Origin of the sequence: Tolypothrix sp. PCC 7601 (assembly GCF_025677855.1) — a bacterium.
Lineage (GTDB): Bacteria > Cyanobacteriota > Cyanobacteriia > Cyanobacteriales > Nostocaceae > Aulosira > Aulosira diplosiphon.
In genome coordinates, this window is record NZ_CP064879.1 from 2,004,056 (window position 1) to 2,018,095 (window position 14,040).

13 protein-coding genes are annotated in these 14,040 nt (G+C 39.1%); 3 read left to right on the forward strand and 10 right to left on the reverse strand.

Annotation, left to right across the window (positions count from 1 at the left end; translation table 11 throughout):
- Positions 1–113: 113 nt before the first annotated feature.
- Positions 114–902 (forward strand): ABC transporter permease, encoded by a 789-nt coding sequence (locus HG267_RS08325; protein WP_045872883.1) that lies wholly within the window; start codon positions 114–116, stop codon positions 900–902.
- A gap of 897 nt (positions 903–1,799) precedes the next feature.
- A complete protein-coding gene (locus tag HG267_RS08330) occupies positions 1,800–2,669 on the forward strand; it encodes a polyphosphate kinase 2 family protein (RefSeq protein ID WP_045872884.1) in 870 nt (289 codons plus the stop codon).
- Positions 2,670–2,693: 24 nt separating this feature from the next.
- Here the strand turns inward: HG267_RS08330 and HG267_RS08335 are convergent, their stop codons facing one another.
- Both HG267_RS08335 and HG267_RS08340 read right to left on the reverse strand, forming a co-directional pair.
- On the reverse strand, positions 2,694–3,707 hold the full coding sequence (locus HG267_RS08335) for a glycosyltransferase family 2 protein (protein WP_045872885.1): 1,014 nt from the start codon (positions 3,705–3,707) through the stop codon (positions 2,694–2,696).
- A gap of 15 nt (positions 3,708–3,722) precedes the next feature.
- Positions 3,723–4,427 carry a C40 family peptidase gene (locus tag HG267_RS08340; RefSeq protein WP_045872886.1) on the reverse strand — a complete coding sequence of 235 codons (705 nt, stop codon included), beginning with the start codon at positions 4,425–4,427 and terminating at the stop codon, positions 3,723–3,725.
- 22 nt (positions 4,428–4,449) lie between these two features.
- Here HG267_RS08340 and HG267_RS08345 point away from each other — a divergent pair, with 22 nt between their 5' ends.
- The gene (locus tag HG267_RS08345; RefSeq protein WP_045872887.1) at positions 4,450–5,388 is read left to right on the forward strand and encodes a serine hydrolase; all 939 of its coding nucleotides are present in this window, start codon (positions 4,450–4,452) and stop codon (positions 5,386–5,388) included.
- Positions 5,389–5,682: 294 nt separating this feature from the next.
- Here the strand turns inward: HG267_RS08345 and HG267_RS08350 are convergent, their stop codons facing one another.
- From HG267_RS08350 to HG267_RS08385, 8 genes are all read right to left on the reverse strand, one after another.
- A complete protein-coding gene (locus HG267_RS08350; RefSeq protein WP_045872888.1) occupies positions 5,683–6,624 on the reverse strand; it encodes a 50S ribosomal protein L11 methyltransferase in 942 nt (313 codons plus the stop codon).
- Between the two features lie 172 nt (positions 6,625–6,796).
- On the reverse strand, positions 6,797–7,375 hold the full coding sequence (locus tag HG267_RS08355; RefSeq protein ID WP_045872889.1) for a hypothetical protein: 579 nt from the start codon (positions 7,373–7,375) through the stop codon (positions 6,797–6,799).
- A gap of 366 nt (positions 7,376–7,741) precedes the next feature.
- A complete protein-coding gene (locus HG267_RS08360) occupies positions 7,742–11,323 on the reverse strand; it encodes a filamentous hemagglutinin N-terminal domain-containing protein (protein ID WP_045872890.1) in 3,582 nt (1,193 codons plus the stop codon).
- A gap of 319 nt (positions 11,324–11,642) precedes the next feature.
- Complete coding sequence (locus HG267_RS08365; RefSeq protein WP_045872891.1) at positions 11,643–11,840, reverse strand: hypothetical protein; 198 nt, start codon at positions 11,838–11,840, stop codon at positions 11,643–11,645.
- A gap of 73 nt (positions 11,841–11,913) precedes the next feature.
- Positions 11,914–12,753, reverse strand: a complete 840-nt coding sequence (locus tag HG267_RS08370; RefSeq protein WP_045872892.1) for a GNAT family N-acetyltransferase — start codon at positions 12,751–12,753, stop codon at positions 11,914–11,916.
- 107 nt (positions 12,754–12,860) lie between these two features.
- Positions 12,861–13,262, reverse strand: coding sequence for a hypothetical protein (locus HG267_RS08375; protein ID WP_045872893.1), 402 nt, complete (start codon positions 13,260–13,262; stop codon positions 12,861–12,863).
- Positions 13,259–13,798, reverse strand: coding sequence for a hypothetical protein (locus HG267_RS08380; protein WP_045872894.1), 540 nt, complete (start codon positions 13,796–13,798; stop codon positions 13,259–13,261). Before HG267_RS08380 ends, HG267_RS08375 begins: the two co-directional genes overlap by 4 nt.
- 26 nt (positions 13,799–13,824) lie before the next feature.
- A complete protein-coding gene (locus HG267_RS08385) occupies positions 13,825–14,031 on the reverse strand; it encodes a type II toxin-antitoxin system Phd/YefM family antitoxin (RefSeq protein WP_045872895.1) in 207 nt (68 codons plus the stop codon).
- Between the last annotated feature and the right edge of the window lie 9 nt (positions 14,032–14,040).

Here is a 14,040-nt window from a genome sequence, read left to right on the forward strand (position 1 = left end):
TATTTAAAGGTAAACGAATTTTTATCTTTAATTCTCTAGTTATGTACTTAATTTGATTGCAAACTGCTATAAATAATCTGCCAAGACTTACCAAAAATCAACACCAAACAGAAATGAAGCGAATTATTAGGAAAGCTCTAACTTTACTTGCAGTCTACTATGCTTACATCCTTGAATACCGAGCAGAAATGATTTTATGGGTGTTGTCTGGTTCGTTACCTATTATTTTTATGGGTATCTGGATACAAGCGGCCCAAGGTGGACGCTTTAATTTGACACCTGTCGATTTTGCTCGTTATTTTTTAGTAGTTTTTGTTATTAGGCAATTTACTGCTGTTTGGGTAATTTGGGATTTTGAAAAGGAAGTGGTAGAAGGGAAGCTTTCTCCTAGATTATTACAGCCTATTGACCCTGTATGGCATCATGTTGCCATTCATGTTTCTGATAGATTTGCACGCCTACAGTTTGCATTTATTTTAGTAGCTTTATTTTTTATTCTTTATCCCCAAGCCTTTTGGGTGCCGAGATTGGGTAGTATATTATTGTTTGTTCTATCAGTATTAATAGCTTTTATATTGAGATTTGCAATTCAATATACATTTGCAATGTTCGCTTTTTGGACAGAAAGAGCGACTGCATTAGAAAATCTTTGGATGTTATTTTATCTATTTTTATCAGGTATGATTGCACCTTTAGAGGTATTTCCTGACTCTGTAAGGACAATTGTGATGTTAACACCATTCCCCTATCTAATTGATTTCCCTGCTAGTATTTTGATTGGACTACCTGTTGATTTAGGGCGTGGTTTTCTAGCACTGATAGGTTGGACATTAATATTTTTAGTTTTAAATCGCTGGCTATGGCGTATGGGTTTAAAGCGCTATTCTGGTATGGGAGCTTAATTCGACTTTATCCATTTAGAATTCCAATATACTTTGTCAGGAAATAACTATCCTAGCATCTAATACACCATCCACGCGGCGGTGCGTTACGGCTAAATTTTATTATCTCTAAGTCCCAAATCCTTTCATAGCCGTAACACACCCCAATACTTGTCGGTTAAGGGGAAAAGGGGAAGGGTAAAAGGGGCAAGAAAAAACCTTTAACCCTTACCCTTTCACCTTTTTCCCAAACCAAATTCCGAGTTGAAAATCCTTAACCGAGCAGTATTGTAACACACCCTACTTATCAATACTTGTCGGTTAAAGGGAAAAAGGTGAATGGGAAAAGGGAAAGAAAAAACCTTTAACCCTTAACCTTTAACCTTTTCCCCAAAACCAATTTTGAGTTCAAAACGTTTAACCGAATAGTATTGCCCTACTTATAACTTTTAACATTGGACAAACCTAACTAAAAATATTTTATCTATGTGCCTATCAGCTTAGTCTTTAGGTAGAGATAACTGTTAATTGTTTGTGTGATATTAAATAAATCATTTGTATTATCTAAACTTTTTACCGGAGCGATTAAGCAGCAGTCAAAACTTAAATAAACCCCTACAACCACTAAAGGTTGCAGGGGAACAGCAAGATTCGATATTGATTTATGTTCAATATCACTGAGTACATTTGATATTCTATGGTCTTTCAGTAAATACAATTATTAATATTTACTGTGATTATTGCTACAATACCTACTTTATCTCAGTGTTGTGCGAAAGTTAGGTTTTAAGCTGACTTATTGCTGGGACAAGGCTGCGATCGCAGTATTGCCCACCCCATGATTTAAAATTAACTGTATCTATTGGTGTTGTGTCGTTGCACATATGCTACTGCTGAAATTCAGTCAGGCTAAAACCTATGAACCATGATGCTTTTATTGTTAAACCAGGCTCAAAAGTTTCTTTAAATAAGCAGTATGACCCAGGGTTTAAAGGAAATTACCAGCAAAAAGCTGATGCTGAAGGTAAATTAGAGGCAGATATTCAACGATTAGCTTATTACCAAGACGTTCTCTACGCTCAAAACACCTATGCATTACTAATTATTTTTCAAGCAATGGATGCTGCTGGTAAAGACAGCACAATAAAACATGTTATGTCCGGGGTTAACCCCCAAGGTTGTCAAGTTTTTAGTTTTAAGTCGCCAAGTGCTGAAGAATTAGACCATGACTACCTTTGGCGGTCAATGAAAGCTTTACCTGAACGGGGTAGGATTGGGATATTTAACCGCTCATACTATGAAGAAGTACTAGTAGTACGTGTTCATCCGGAAATTCTCAAAAAACAGCAACTTCCACAGTTTCCTCAGGGAAATCATATATGGAAGCAGCGTTTTGAAGAGATTAATAATTTTGAAAAGTATTTAGTAAATAATGGCATTGTTATCCTCAAATTCTTTTTGAATGTTTCTAAGTCAGAACAGAAAAAAAGATTTTTAGCTCGAATTGAATCGCCAGAAAAAAATTGGAAGTTTTCTGCTAATGATGTGCGAGAAAGAGCTTTTTGGGATGATTATATGAGGGCTTATGAAGATGTTTTCCAAAATACTAGCACTGAATGGGCACCTTGGTATATTGTTCCTGCCGATCACAAATGGTTTACACGTCTGACTGTGGCTGATATTATCTGCACTAAATTAAAAGAGCTTAATCTTAAATACCCTACTTTGAGTGAAGAATATCAGCAGCAACTTTTGCAAGCAAAGCAAATTTTAGAAAGCGAAGATTAAATTTGTTGTTCTTTTATTGTTATGTTAGTTAACATGTTTTGCTATGACTTCCCGCACTCGATATATCGGTCTACCTTGGGATTCGTGGTAAGTACGCATCAACAATTCTGCTAATAACCCAAAAGAAAATAATTGCACCCCTGTTACTAATAACAGCACCGCTAAAATTAGCAATGGGCGATTACCAATCATTTCACCCCAAGCTAATTTGATAAAAGTCAGGTAAATCCCTAAAATTGACCCTAAAACCATTGATAATAAACCTAACAAACCAAAAACATGCATAGGCTTTGTTAGGAACTTTTTCATAAAAGATATGGTTAACAAATCCATCATGACGCGGAAAGTCCGCGATAATCCATACTTACTGCGACCAAAGCGGCGGGGATGATGACGGACAGGTATTTCGGTAATTCTTGCGCCTTCAATGTAAGCTAAAGCAGGTAAAAAGCGATGTAGTTCTCCATAAAGGTTCATATCTGCCAAAACTTCGGCACGATAAGCTTTGAGAGAACAGCCATAGTCATGTAATTTTACGCCAGTAATGCTACCAATTAGCCAGTTGGCAATTTTAGAAGGAAGTAACCGCGATAAAGCCGCATCTTGGCGTTTATGTCGCCAACCACTCACCAAATCGTAACCTTCTTCTAACTTGGCTAATAATATGGGTATGTCAGCTGGGTCATTTTGCAAATCCGCATCTAAAGTGACAATCACCTTACCCAAAGCATAGTTAAACCCCGCCGCCATCGCCGCAGTTTGTCCGTAGTTACGGCGCAAAATTACGGCTTTTAAATCATTGCGGGTTTTAGCTAGTTCCTTGAGTAATTCGGCGGAACCATCAGTTGAACCATCATCAACACAAATGATTTCATAGGTTAACTGATTTTCACTGACAGCAGATGCGATCGCCTCTAATAATAATGGCAAACTTTCTACCTCATCACGTACTGGCACCACCACCGAAATATCAGGGACAATCGCCAAGCTTGTGCCATTTTCCCCTTCTGTTCTCTCTGAAACCCAGCCAGTCGTCATATTTTTTCCCTGTCCTCAGCTTCCCTGTGGTTCGTAACTCTTGACAACTCTGCCAGCACCGCGCAGTTGTTGATAATATGACTGACTAACAGCATCTCCCTGTTCCGATAGTTGGTCAATGCCAATACCATTGCGTCCTTGGTCTTTCCCGGAACTATGGATATAGCGACCATCTCCTAAATAGAGTCCCACATGAGTTGCTTTTTGGGGAGTGCCAAAAAATATCAAATCTCCGGGTACTAATTCTGCAATGCTAATTGCTTGGGTAAAAGCTTCTTGCTGGTAAGCATCGCGCGGTAACCAGATTCCCACAGACACAAAAGCCGCTTGCATCAACCCCGAACAATCATAATTTGGCCCTACCGTACCGCCCCACAGGTAATAATTTGATTGTTGCATGGCTTGGTGCGTAAAAGCGATCGCCCCTGGTAGCAGTTTTTTAATTTCTGCTTCCGTTAATTTTGCTGCCCGATAAGGTAAAGTAGCTGTTTGTAATAAACCCAAATCACTAAGAGATACCCACCCTGGATAGTCATCTTCACACAAACAAACTTCAACAGCGGCATCCTGATGATTTGATGTTACCCGCAAATGTCGCCCAGCTGCGGCTTGAGTCGCCAAGCGAGTACATTCAGGAGAATCATATAAATTGAGGTCAGCCAGACAATTGTACTCAGCCGCGTTGAGATTTTGGATTGGAGATTTTAAATTAATGACCATTCTCTAAGGTTAATAACTAAATATGGTTTTCTTCCGAAAAGACGAACAACTCGAAAATCTCGGATTAAGTATTTTAGAAGCAACTTGGGCAGCATTTCCCACATTAGCGCGGAATCAAATTGCTTTGACTTGGATTGTCTACGATCCCCCAGTTCTCGTAAATACTGGTGGGGCTTTAACTCCTGATGCTTTTTGGAATCATAGTGTACGTGGTTTTACGTATCGGGGAGTAGAGCGCATTTACCCAGCTAGTGTAGTGAAATTGTTTTACTTGGTAGCTGTACAAGAATGGTTAGAAAAAGGCATGGTGCAAACTTCCAAGGATTTGGAAAAAGCCATGCGCGATATGATTGTTGATTCCAGCAATGATGCTACCAGCTTAGTGGTAGATGTGCTCACAGGCACAACTTCCGGCCCCGAATTACCCCCCGGCCCCTTTGAAACTTGGAAATCCCAGCGTAATTTTGTCAATCGCTACTATCAGTCTTTAGGTTGGGAAGAAATGGAGACAATTAACGTCTGCCAAAAAACCTGGGGTGATGGCCCTTATGGTAGAGAAAGGGCATTTTATGGAGAAATGCTAGAAAATCGCAATATGCTGACCACCAATGCGATCGCCAGATTATTACATAGTATCGTTGGCGGAGTCGCAGTTTCCAGCGTGCGATCGCAAGCAATGATGGCTTTATTAAAACGCAGCCTCAAACCCGAAGATTTACCCACCGATGTTGATGAAGACCAAGTTACAGGCTTTTTAGGCGGTGGAATTCCCCAAGATGCTCAACTTTGGTCAAAAGCCGGCTGGACAAGCCAAGTGCGCCATGATGCAGCATATATCGAAATTCCCGAACGCCGCCCCTACTTGTTGGTAGTATTCACAGAAGGCAAAGCTAACGCCAGAAGCAGAGCAATTTTACCTTATATATCCAAGCTAGTTGGTGAAGCTGTCGCCAGTTTGTAAATGTATGGACTGATACCAATTCAAAATTCAAAATTCAAAATTCAAAATTAAGAATCCAGACAGGACAAGACTTTGAGTCTGTATATCTGTCGCATTCTTTTTTCAATTTGGTATGACAAGGCTAAAATGTGGCAATATAATTTTCTTGTGGGGTGGACATCTTGTCCGCCCAGGACGGGCAAGATGCCCATCCCACAAGAGTTTGAGCAATGCACTATTTTAGCCTGTTCACGCCAATAGGGTGCGTTGTCGCGCAGCGCAACGCACATTTTAATTGCTTCGCAACTAGCATATTTATTTCAACTGATAAGCCAAAGCCAGCCATTCATCTTGACGTTCGCAATCTACATATTCAAATCCTGCATTTGTGAATGCTACCGCCAAATCTTCCTCATAATCGCTCGTAAAACCAGCTAATATGACTAATCCTGAGGAACGCAGCGCTTGTTGATAATCAGTAGCCAAAGCAATATGCATTCTCGCTGGGATATTTGCCACAATCAAGTCAAATTCCGCTTTTGCTTCCACTGTCGGGACATTGTTAATAGAATCTCCACCTAACCAATGTCCTAACTCGCTACCACATCCCAGACTACCTTCTGTGACTGTAACTTGCTGTTCTACGACATTACGCAATACAGCATCTTGAGTTGCTTCCACAGCAATAATGTCATTATCTAAAGCTAAAACATTTGCGCCCAATTTTGCGATCGCCACACTCAAAATCCCAGAACCCGAACCTAAATCCAGCACGTTCATGGCTGGGTTAATATAACGTTCCAATAGTTTCAGGCTGAGTATGGTTGCAGGATGTAAACCACTACCAAAAGCCAAGCTGGGTTTAAGTCTTAAGGTAATTTTCTCATTTGATTCTGAACTATATGATGTATCAGCCGAGATAACCACAAACTTTTCCCCAATTCGCCGGATTAAGGGATTTGCTAGCTCTGATTTTACTGGTTTTTCATCAACTACAGCCATTTGCAGAGCAGTAGAAAGTCCTGTACGTTCTAATGATGAAAGCAAATTGGCAATTTCTGTACTACGGCTATTTGCATAGACATCATTAGGTAAGTACAAATTAATGCTTAAATCCCATGCTGGAGATGCGCTAACATCTGGTTTACTATATTTTGTAATTTGAATTTCATCAGTATAGTTATTTTTAGCCAGTAGCGTACAAACCCAATCAGCCGCCTCATTGGTGGTGTCTAGGCTTAATTCCATCCATGACATAGCGATTCCTTTCCGGCCTAACCGCATAGGTGTAGAACAAATCTCACCGAACAACAATGCTGACCGGCGGAAGTTATATTTTAGCGGATTGGGGGGACTGGGGGAAAAGGAAGGGGGCAGGGGGCAGGGAGCAGGGGGAAATTCCCATTACCTATTACCAAACACCAACTATTTAATTTATAAAGGTGAAGCTGGAGACAACCTGCTCAAATACGGCTTTATTAAAGATGCTTGTGGGTTTTCCTTGATTGAAATTATAGGGAGCGGAGATAGTAATGATATATTTGCGATTTGGACTGAAAAAAGCAACTGTTTGCTCTTCTCCTAAGGTGTTAGAAGTGTAAATAATCGCAGTTTCATTAGCAACTTTCGTATTGCTAAATTTATCTGCTGTATGATGATTTTCTTTGATAATCTCTGTCAAAGTGCGATTTTGATCATTAACTGGTGTTGTGTCAATCGAAATATTAGGTGGATATTCTCTAGGTGCTTTGTTTTTGATTAAACATTGTGTCAGTGTAAAATTGTTAGGGTCAAGGATGAGAATAGCATTTCCCTTAACTGCCATAGCTCTATAGTTATTGGGAATATTAAATTGATAGCCAAGTTGTTGTTGACGAATGGTTCTAGTTTGATTTGTAGGGGCAACTACTTCCTTTTGGTGACAAGTTTGAGCATTGACTAAATTAGGATAAGCAGCAAAATTTAAGCCTGTGAAGGCGACTCCTAGTAAAATATTTTTAAGTTGCATAATTTATCTATCTTTAGATATTGCCAATTCCTAATTTGTATAAATTTGTAATACAAATTGAAATAACGTTTGCGACAAATAAATTCTTTGTAGGGGCACGGCATCCATAATCTTTTGGTATATCCAATTATCTTACTGGTGCCGTGCCCCTACCCATCTGTCGCATTCTTTTTTCAAAATGGTATATCTTTTTAAACGCAGAGGATAGCGCAAAGTAACGCAAAGTATTTCCTATGCAGTCTGCTATAAATATATAGAATATAGACGGAAGAGTAGTAGAGAAAGTGCCTTATGCTTGGCGGAAAGATTAGTGAGAAATAATCAGGCTAAAAGTTACTAATAATTTGATTTCTTCGCTGTTCTCTTTCATTGACTTTTAACAGCGCAGCTAGAAGAATTCAGCCAGGAAGCGGAAGATTGAGGTGTATGAGATATCAGCGTCACTTCGCCTTTGTTGTTAAATACCCAACCAGTTGCAGGCATAATTAATACTGCCTTTGGTTTGACTGGGTTTACAGTAGCCTGAGTTGTATTTCCCTGTTCTGTCGTACTATTTCTCAGGCGAATATCTTCCCACACAGTATCGCTGCTGAGAAGTTCGTCCGGTTTGGGAGGTAAACCGCCACGTCCTATATCAGTAAATGCACTACCTGCTTTCTTATTGACACCGCCACAGCTTTGAGCAATTTGCTGGGAAGGGTCAGAAGCATTTGTGGGTAGGGAAACGATTCCTTTGCTGGGGTCAATATCTGGGGAACTGATGCTGACTATACCGTTTAGCTGCGGGTTGGTTTGGGAAATGGCTGTAATATCATTACTACCCAAAAATTGCGGGTTAAGTTTCTCTGGGTCGGTTGTACCTAATTTCTGCTCAAGTTCTGGTCGAGTGAGAGTCGCTAATCCTATCACTCCTTTAGCGTTAATTTCGATAGTCCCGCCGCTACCAGAGAAAGCGTTGGCAGCGATATCATTATTTTCTAAAGCAGGAGAGACGATAAAGCCATGATTAGTATCTAGATTAATGGCGATCGCACCTCCATTACCACCAGCACCTTGTCTCCCTGCGGTAGTTGATACAACACTTTGGCGGCGAAACAGCAGTAAATCTTGCAGGTTGAGGTTTATACTACCGCCTTGACCACTGTTGGTATCGGCTGTAATTGCGGCTTGATTATCCAGAGTTAGCCGATTAGCGGTAATGCTAATATTACCAGCCACACCAGTACCCTTACTATCTACAGAAATTCTCGCAGTATCTTTAATGGTGACTTGCTGGGGGTCAATGTTGATTGTACCGCCATTACCAGTAGAGTTTGCTTCTGTATTGGCGAATAGTCCACTATATTGATTAATAGAACCAAGTATGCGCTTCAGTTCGCCATCAGTTTGCGGTAAAACAAAATTATAGGCATATTGAAGTTGATTAATTTGCTGCTTTAATTCATTAATTTTTTGCACAAAAGTAGAGTCTTGAGCCGCAATCAGAATTTGCTGCAGTCCATTGAAGTTATCGAGTAAATTACTAATTGGTTCAAATAAACTTTTCAGTTCTGGGTTATTTGCAATTAGACTAAAATCGTAGCTATTTGTAAATAACTCAAATTTTTCTTTTAGTTCATTAAGTAATTCAGCAGAATTAGGATTAGCTAGTAATTCAGTTAATTTATTAATTAAATTATTAATTGGTTCTAATATCTGTTGATTTCCTTGGTTATTGTCAATTAAAAAAACATCATAGATAGCTTTCAAGATATCAAGTCTATTTTTTAGTGCATTCAGTCTTTGCTCATATTGATAATCTTGTCCAGCAATTATAATATTATCAGTTGCATTAATTTTGACACTACCTGCTTCTCCACTTCTATAGGCATTGGTAGTAATTTGTCCGCCGCTTGTCAGATTAAGATTATTCACATTAATACTGATATTTCCACCTCTCCCTCTACTTTTAGAAGGAGCGCTCAAAACTCCGCCATCACTGATATTTAATGTTCCAGTTTTAATAGTGATGTTACCACCAGCCCCAGCATCTGATTTTTCGCTTTCTGTATTCACAGATAAGCCGCTAGAAATTCCGAGCGAAGGTGCTGAACCAGATATTGTCACAGAAGCCGTAGCTTGGTTTTCATCGTTGAGAGGATTAATAATAATATTCCCACCGTTACCACTATCAAAGGTTTCCGCATTGATTTTTCCTCCCTCTGTTAGGGAAAGAAATTGAGTTTTGATATTGATATTACCTGCATGACCACTACCAAAAGTCTGGGCTTCTATTCGGGATGTATCACTTAAAGAAAATGATTGCGTAATTGTATTCAGATTACCTGCATTTCCACTGCCAAAAGTTGTGGCTTGAATTAGCGATTCTTTACTAAAAGAAAGTTCCTGGGCTTTGATATTGATATTACCTGCATTGCCTCGCACATAAGTTCTGGCATTTAAAATAGAATTTTCTGTAAAAGATACTGTTTTGTCTGCCGTAATAGAAACATTTCCACTATCCCCGGCACCCAAACTACTAGCATTTAAAAAAGAACTTTTTGTTAAATATAAAGAAGCCGCAGTGATATTAATATCACCGCCACCACCGCCTACTTGCTCAGTTAAATTTTGGATATTTACTGCCAGTTTATTGCTACCTGTATTAATACTACTGTCTGATAATGAGACTGTACCACCAGTTGCATTTACAGTTACACTTCCAGCTTTGCCATTTCCCAGAGTATTAGCGAATAGAGAACTTTTATTAATTAGAGATACTGAACCAGCCTCGACATTAATGTTTCCTCCCTTTCCGGAACTATTAGTTAATGTTTCTAGAGTACTGTTAGTTATCAATAAATCTCCTAGAGATTTAACTATGATATTACCTGCGTCATTACTAGTCGAAAAATTACTATTATTTATTTGAGAGTTGGTAATCGTGATTTTTTGGGGAGAAAAATCTGCATATTCTGAGGCTCCAATCAAGATTCTGCCTAGATTACCTATAGTAGATATTTTACTGCTATTCTCAATTTTAACTTCTTGGCGCGCACTAATCGCGATATCGCCTGCATAGCCGGAAGCAATATTATTACTATTCAAATTAGAGTTATTTAAGTAGACAGAACCACCAGTAGAGTTGATGCTGATGCTATTAAAATCACTATTATTAGAATTACGAGCAACTTTGATATTACCTACATTAATATCACCAGGAGCAGTGATAGTTATATCTCCACTAACACCGAGTGAATTATCAGAGATAATATCTTTTACTGTGATATCATTGTGAGATTCTAGGGTTAAATTTCTGCCTACTTGTAATTGACCTTGTAAGTCAAGATTACCAGCTACTAAAGTCAAATCTTGCCCAGCTTGTAAATTTCCAGTATTATTAATAGTTGCAGATGAATTCGCGCCAAATTGTAACCCCGGACGCAAGCTAACTGTTAGCAGTGGCGCAGCTTCAGTATTGGTAGCGCTAAACTTTAAACCATTTTCAAACACAAAACTATTGGCCGTTGTCGCCAAAAATGAACCTGCAACATCTAAGCGGGCATTTGAACCAAAAATGATACCATTGGGATTGAGAAAAAATAGATTTGCTTGACCATCTACACCCAAAGTTCCAAGAATATTTGAGGCTTCATTACCTGTAATTCGAGTGAAGATGTTTTCAATCCCCGCAGGATTAGTAAAGTAAACTCGTTGTCCATCACCAACATTAAATTTTAAGAAACTCTGGAATAGGTTTGTACCTCTGGTAGCACCACCTTCAATTAAGGTTGTTGGTAATCCTTGAATCGTAGCATTTGGTGTAATTATGGAACTTTCTGCACCTAATGAGCTATCTGGGATAATTTGAGCGCGTGCAGAATTCGTCAATGCAGTAGTAACACTAGTTATTACTAATACAATTACCAACCTCAATTGCCATAAATGCTGACGAGTAGATAGAATCATGTCAGTATCGCCTCAGAAGCCTTTTTTGCAACTAGTTTATACAAGAGGCAGCTTAAAAGTAAGTATATTCTTGGATAAAATTATTCAATATTGTACTCATCTCCTCGGGGAAATGGCGAGGATTTGATACTATAGGCAGAATGCGATCGCAATATTGGTTGTCAGGTGTTTTAATCTTGATCACAATATTTGCTGCGATCGCCTCAAATCTGTGACAGTAAACTACAATTTCTGACTGTGTCCCATCTTCTTGATATATTCGCCAATTCCAAAAAGTAACGCATCATATTACAACTGTATAGGCGATGCTAAAAGCTAGCTACGCATAAGCAATTGCTGTTTTTGACACTACAATTGCTGCTTTTGATACTACAATTGCTGCTTTTGATACTACAATTGCTGCTTTTGATACTACAATTGCTGCTTTTGATACTACAATTGCTGCTTTTGATACTACAATTGCTGCTTTTGATACTACAATTGCTGCTTTTGACACTACAATTGCTGCTTTTGACACTACAATTGCTGATTGCGTTTATCCCAAAACAATAGATAGACAAAGACAAACGGGTAAAAACATAGATATACGCTTACTCCCTCGAGGTGAAAGAGTATTCATCCCAATCGCAAATAGGGCGATACCCAATCGCTTGATAAATATGATTAGCTGTGGGATTGGCTAAATCTGCTATGAGGAAACAATAGCGACATCCCTGATCTAGCAGTTTTTGGCTTAACGCTGCGACACAAGCAGTCGCATATCCTTTGCGACGATACTCTGGTGGTGTATAAGCTAAATTAATTCGACCAATTGTAGGCAAAACTTGTTTACTAGAAGCAACGGAAACTGGAGTACTATCTTCCCATAAATAAGTATTCTGCTGTTTCAAGCGATTATCTACTTGGTGTTCCACATCTTCGCTTATCGCCTCATCTATCTCAGATAAAAATGCAGAAAGCCATTTGATTAAAAGAGAGCGATCGCTTTTTGTTGCCAGTCTGAGATATCCTCTGGCCATTGAAACTTTTTGCACTGCCGTTAATTGGTAAATTTTCATTACCACCGACCGTTGATAGAATTGTCCTGTCAGCGTTTGCCAAGTATGCGAGAATATTTCTGCCTCAAAAGCCAGTCCCATGCTTCCTGGTAGTTCCTCTTGACGCAAATCTTGAGCAATTAACCGCAAGGCATCTATATTTTGGGCTTTGGATAATATCAATTTTTGGGGTGGGGTGCGGATGGCAACAGCCACAATCTCGCCATTTTTTTGGACAATTGCTAAATAAGGCTTACTCAGATAACGTTCTGGGTTATGCAATAAGGTATGCAAAATACTGAGCAAAACATTATTTTCTACCTGGTGCTGAAGTAAGTAAGCCTGAGTACAGTGCCAGAACTCCTGAATGTTGTCAAATCGATGTAGTTGCATGATTATGTTGGACTCACGAACGATAATCGAGAGCTATCAGTAATCCACCATAAAAAAGGTGACTTCTGCTTCTTGAATATTAATATTTACATTCATACACTTGAATGTTAACTAGATTTTTTATCTAAAGTTAAAGTACTCAACTTTTGTTCATCAAAAGTCAACCCATGACGTTCTAAATATGGACGCAGATTTATTTGAATAAATAAATCCTTCAGTTCTTCAGCGATTTCTTGAGGTGGATTTCCAGATAATGCGATTGCAATCAAACGTTCTGCTGCGCGAAATTCACCGCAGTCAATAGCAAGGGTTGCAGCGCTACGATGTAATACTGAACGTGTTGGTTCAGCATCAAGTTGATTGGCTATGAGTGCAGCAGCTTGAGATTCCTTATCTAACGCTTGTCGAGAAAGTTGAATAGCTTGCGCTAAGTCACCTCTGAGCTTAACAGTAAAGGCTGCTTCGGCCAAATCCATCGCCTGTTGATGTAACTCTTGAATCTGACTCATTTTTCTAAAATAAACGATTGAGGTCTGCTGAATTCAACAACAATAATGTAAGCGGGAAATTTACCATCTGAAGGATTAGTTTGCTCGATTTTTTGTTTGATTCTAGCTCGAATCCTGCTATCTTCTGCTTTACGTATACCTGAAACTTCCAGCCTGACTTTATTTTGAAATGGAAGTTCACCTGCTGTATTTTCGCTACCCAACCAATAGTCAAATCCAGTACCTTTGCGCGATCGCTCAATCACTGTAAACTCAGTTAATTGTCTGATGAGCATAAAAGCAATACCATAGGCTGCTTGTTCTGTTGTAAACTCTTCATCATTCCAGCAACGCAGCATTTGCTCTGTGACAGGTTGCCAATATAGTCTAAAAGTAGTATTGAATTCTCCGTTCACCGCGAGTTCTACACCCTGCAAATGACCTTGTTCTTCTAAACAAACCGCACAAGCTTCTGCTAAAGTAGCTCCAAAAGATGGAGTTATGGCGGGTAGCCCTTCTCCTAATTTAGTTAATACTAAGTCTTGGGATTTGTCCAAGCTAAACAGAGTGAATTTTAGTGTGATTAGCTTGATTGTACGTCAAAGTCTTCAGACATCACAATTAAACCTTTAGCACTACCAAACTTTGGACGAGGCTTTGTTTCAGCAATTCGTACAAGTTTAACTAAAGGCTGATTTTCACTTGTGATTATTACCTCTTCACCTTCAATCACAGATTGAGTTAATTCAGGTAAGGATTTAGTAGCTTCCAGAATATCGACTTCATGCATACAGCTTTC